Source organism: Rheinheimera sp., from assembly GCF_036568245.1.
GTDB lineage: Bacteria > Pseudomonadota > Gammaproteobacteria > Enterobacterales > Alteromonadaceae > Alishewanella.
Window position 1 is genome coordinate 1 of record NZ_DATCSY010000406.1, and the last position, 4838, is coordinate 4838.

Below are 4838 nucleotides of genomic sequence, written 5' to 3' on the forward strand. Positions count from 1 at the left end.
CGGTATCAGCTGTGCCGCCTGTGCCTGGCTGATTGAAAAACAGTTGCGCCAGTTAAACTCCGTGCATCAGGTGACGGTCAATTCTGCGACGCAACGTTGCCACCTCGTGTGGCAGGCAGAAAAAACGCCCCTGAGCGTTATTCTAAGCAAACTTGCGGCCATTGGTTATCAGGCCAGCCCTTTTGTTGCCGACAATGAAGAACAGGCGTTTAAAACCGAACTGAACCGGTTTTTAAAGCGCTTAGCCGTCTCCGGTATCATGACAATGCAGGTTATGATGCTGGCGGTAGCACTGTATTTTGGCGACTATACCGGTATTGAAGCCTCGCATCAGGGCTATCTGCGCTGGATTAGCCTGGTACTCACCTTGCCTGTGGTGTTATATGCCGCGCTGCCATTTGTCCAAAGTGCCTGGCGCGGTATTAAAGCCCGGCAGCTTAACATGGATGTACCCGTCAGCCTGGCGGTATATTACACCTTTTTTGCTTCAGCTTACGCCACGGTATTCAGCACCGGTGAAGTCTATTTTGAATCTGTCTGTATGTTTACCTTTTTGCTGCAGCTGGGTAAGTTTTTCGAGTATCGTGCCCGCTCCCGCGCCCGGGATGCCACCAGCAATCTGCTGAAGATCATGCCCGTTGCGGCAACGCTGATACAGGGTGACCAGCCGCAGATTGTTTCAGCCAAAAGGCTCCGAGCCGAAGATGTGATACTGGTAAAGCCCGGTGAAACCATCGCCGCAGATGGCATTATTATCAGTGGTAACAGTTCAGCTGATGAATCTATGTTAACAGGCGAATATGCGGCAGTGGCAAAGCAATGTGGTGATAAAGTGCTGGCTGGCAGCACCAATCACGATGGTTTGCTGCAGGTTAAAGTAAGTCAGCCACTGGCGGCATCACATCTGGGGCAGATAATAGCGCTGCAGCAACGAACGTTAAGCCAGAAGCCCGCAGTACTGCAAAAAACTGATCAACTGGCGCGCTATTTTGTTGAGCGCTTGTTAGTGGTTGCGATAGCGACATTTGCACTCTGGTACTTCTGGCTCGACGCCGATCGCGCGTTCTGGATAACGTTGTCGGTACTGGTTGCTACCTGTCCCTGTGCCTTAAGCCTGGCCGCCCCTACCGCTGTTACCTGTGCTCTGGCGAGCCTTAACCGCCGCGGCATTCTGATAAAGCATTCGACTGTACTTGACGTACTGCCTCAGCTGACACATCTGGTTTTTGATAAAACCGGCACCCTGACTGAAGGCCGTTTTTCTATCGCTGAAATTAAAATTCATCACCCGCAGTACAGCCAGTCAGAAGTGCTGAATCTGATAGCCAATATAGAACAGTTTTCAGAGCATCCGATTGCCAGGGCCTTTAAACCATACCTGTCACAGGCTCTGCCATTGACAGACACGGCAATTATTGTCGGTGCAGGTATTGAGGCGCACTACAATAATACGCTTGTCAAAGTCGGTAGTCCGGCTTTTTGCAAACTCAGTACGCCATCGGATGCAATGGTGTTTCTGACAATAGACAATATCTGCGTCGCCGAGATTTGGTTGCAGGATGCCGTACGTCCAGAAGTGCCGCAGCTTATCGCGCGGCTACGTAAAGCCGGTTACAAACTGGCGATGTTAACTGGCGATAATTCAGCGCAGGCACAGCTGCTACAACAGCAATTGCAATTTGATATCATGCGCAAAGGTTGTACACCAGAGCAAAAAGTATCAGAAATCGAACATCTGGTGCACCAAGGGTATAAAGTGCTGATGCTCGGCGATGGTATCAACGATAATCCTGCATTTCACGCCGCGCATGTTTCAGTAACGCTGGAAACGGGCAGCGACTTGTCAAAAAATCAAGCCGATGTGTTATTGTTACAACCCAATATCGGTTTGCTTGAGCACCTGCTGTCTGAGAGCAGTAACGCGCAAAAGGTTATTAAACAAAACCTGTATTGGTCCGCCGGTTATAACCTGCTGATTATTCCATTGGCGGTTGCCGGTTTTGTTTCACCTTATATCGCCGTACTGGGCATGTCATTCAGCTCACTACTGGTGGTTTCTAATTCTTTAAGGCTGCTTAAAAAATGAGTGTTATTTACGTCCTGATCCCAATTGCCATCTTGTTTGTCATCATAGGATTAGCGGTATTTTTTTGGGCTGTTCGCACTAAGCAGTTTGAAGATTTGGATAAGGAAGGTTTTAGTATTCTGTTTGATGATAACAAACCGCAGCCCCACAGTGCCTCATCCGAGGACAAAAAGCATCCACCAAAGCAATGAATACCGATCTACTGGCAGCGTTGATTATCGGTTTACTCGGTAGCAGCCACTGTCTGGTAATGTGTGGTGGTATTGCTGCGGCCCTGCAATTGTCTATGCCATCGCAATCACCTTTGCAAAGGCTGCGTCTGCAACTGCTACTAAGCTTAGGCCGGCTGACAACCTACAGCCTGTTTGGTGCAGCGGTTGGTTATTTTGGCGTCAGCGCCATGCAGGCAGCCGGCGTATCTTTACTTTGGTTAAGATTAGTTGCCGGCCTGTTACTGTTAATGATGGCGCTGTATATCAGCCGGTTATGGTTTGGCCTTATCCATCTGGAAAAACTGGGGCAAAAGTTATGGCGCTACGTACAGCCGTTGGCGAAAAAACTGCTGCCGCTTAACTCCGGTATTAAGGCCTACAGCTATGGCCTGTGCTGGGGAGCATTGCCCTGTGGCCTGGTGTATAGTACGTTAGGCTGGAGTCTGGCCAGCGGCAGCATGTTGCAGGGCGCATTAATCATGTTCAGTTTTGGTATCGGCACACTCCCGGCGATACTGCTCAGTGGCAGTGCGGCGCAACTGTTAAACAAGCTTAAAAACGCTCTTTTACTGCACTACGTCATCGCCGCAGCATTGGCGATTTATGCTTGCTATACGATTTGGCTTGCCATTCGCCGTCTGATTTTCTAACCTAGCCGTCGTGCACCGGTATTTAGCGTAAAGGATGTTATCTATGCAACGCTCTGCAATTAACTGTCAGGACTGTGGCTTCAGCCAGCTGTGTTTACCCTTCTCGCTTAACGACTCTGAACTTAATCGTCTGGACGATATTATTCAGCGTAAAAAACCTTTGCATAAAGCTGATATGCTGTTTGAAGCCGGGCAACCCCAGCGCTGCCTTTATGCGATACGTACAGGTTCGTTTAAAACCTTCACGTTGACTGAGCAAGGCGAACAGCAAATTACCGGCTTTCATCTGCCTGGCGATATTGTCGGTTTTGATGCCCTGAGTAATCAGCTGCACCCAAGCTACGCCGAAGCACTGGAAACGGCCATGGTATGCGAAATTCCGCTACCGAATCTGGAAACCTTACTTGACCAGTTACCCAGGTTACGTCAGCAAATGATGCGGCTGATGAGTGAAGATATTCAGGCCGACCAGCAGATGATGTTACTACTGAACCGCAAAACCGCGGAACAAAAACTGGCGACGTTTTTATCACAGTTAGCGCAGCGCTACGCCAGCCGGGGTTTTTCTGCCAGTGAGTTCCGGCTGACCATGACCCGTAGCGACATCGGCAATTACCTGGGGCTAACGGTGGAGACCATCAGCCGTCTGCTCAGTAAACTGGACAAAGAGCAACTGATCCAGGTTAACGGCAAGCTTATCAGCATTAACGATAAAACAGCGCTGTCCAAGCTGGGAGCCCTTACCGCCCATTGCTAAATTGTTCGCTGTTCTTTGCGCCAGCGCAAGTAAGTCTGAGCCAGTTCACGTTATTTTGGCTACACTTAATGCAATAACCGCAATGTGGAGCAGCTTATGTCAACTTACAGCAATGTATTGGTTGTACTGGATCCAACTGTCGACAAGCAAAAGGCACTTAACCGAGCAATAGAACTTGTCCGTTTACAGGGCGGTAAACTTACCGCTTTCCTGTCCGTTTATGATTTCTCTTATGAAATGACCACTATGCTATCCGGTGAAGAGCGCGAATCGATGCGTCAGGCGGTCATAAAAGACCGTGAACTGTGGATCAGTGATTATCTTGCCGCCGCGCGCGCCGGGGGTGTAAACATCGATATCAAAGTTGTCTGGCACAACCGGCCATTCGAAGCCGTTGTGCTGGCAGTACTGGAAGACAACTATGACTTAGTTATAAAAGGTACTCATGACCACGATGTATTAAAATCGATGATTTTCACACCTACCGACTGGCATATTCTGCGTAAATGCCCCTGCCCCGTGCTATTAGTTAAAGATCATGACTGGCCGCAGGGGGGAAATATTATTGCTGCGGTGAATGCTGGCAGCGAGCAGGAGCATCATCTGGCACTAAATCAGAAAGTAACTGCAACGGCGCTGAAAATGGCGCGCTTACTAAACGCCCAGACTCATCTGGTGAATGCATATCCTGGCACGCCTGTTAACATTGCTATCGAAATACCGGAATTTAACCCGCAGGAATACAACAGCACGATGAAACATCATCATATTGATGCCGTTTCAGCATTAGCAAGCCAGTTTGATATCGACAGTGCACATTATCATGTCAAAGAAGGTATGCCAGAGGATGTGCTGCCTGAACTGGCAACAAAACTGGATGCTGAAATGGTTGTGATCGGCACTATAGGCCGTACCGGTTTATCCGCAGCAATTATCGGCAATACTGCCGAGCATGTAATCGACCGGCTGGATTGCGACGTCCTGGCGGTAAAACCGGCTAATTTTGTCTGCCCGCTGCAGAAAGACTGAGATTTATTACTGACAGCTTTGGTATTGGCGCACGCTTCGTTATAATGTGCGCCATTTTCATTAGTGGTACTTCTGTTTTATGACGCACGCAGCGCAAGCCAAAG

Annotated in this window: 5 protein-coding genes; all 5 read left to right on the forward strand. The window is 49.1% G+C overall.

Translation table 11 applies throughout. The annotated features are described in order from the left end of the window. On the forward strand, positions 1–2086 hold a 2086-nt coding region (locus VIN66_RS18380; protein WP_331925337.1), incomplete at its 5' end, for a cation-translocating P-type ATPase. After that, complete coding sequence (gene ccoS, locus VIN66_RS18385; protein WP_331925338.1) at positions 2083–2277, forward strand: cbb3-type cytochrome oxidase assembly protein CcoS; 195 nt, start codon at positions 2083–2085, stop codon at positions 2275–2277. The genes VIN66_RS18380 and ccoS, both read left to right, overlap by 4 nt. Further along, complete coding sequence (locus VIN66_RS18390; protein WP_331925339.1) at positions 2274–2948, forward strand: sulfite exporter TauE/SafE family protein; 675 nt, start codon at positions 2274–2276, stop codon at positions 2946–2948. Before ccoS ends, VIN66_RS18390 begins: the two co-directional genes overlap by 4 nt. Positions 2949–2991: 43 nt before the next feature. Next, entirely contained in the window at positions 2992–3705 is a 714-nt protein-coding gene (gene fnr, locus VIN66_RS18395; RefSeq protein ID WP_331925340.1) for a fumarate/nitrate reduction transcriptional regulator Fnr, read from the forward strand. Between the two features lie 96 nt (positions 3706–3801). Continuing rightward, positions 3802–4734 carry a universal stress protein UspE gene (gene uspE / locus VIN66_RS18400; RefSeq protein WP_331925341.1) on the forward strand — a complete coding sequence of 311 codons (933 nt, stop codon included), beginning with the start codon at positions 3802–3804 and terminating at the stop codon, positions 4732–4734. The last annotated feature ends 104 nt before the right edge of the window (positions 4735–4838 follow it).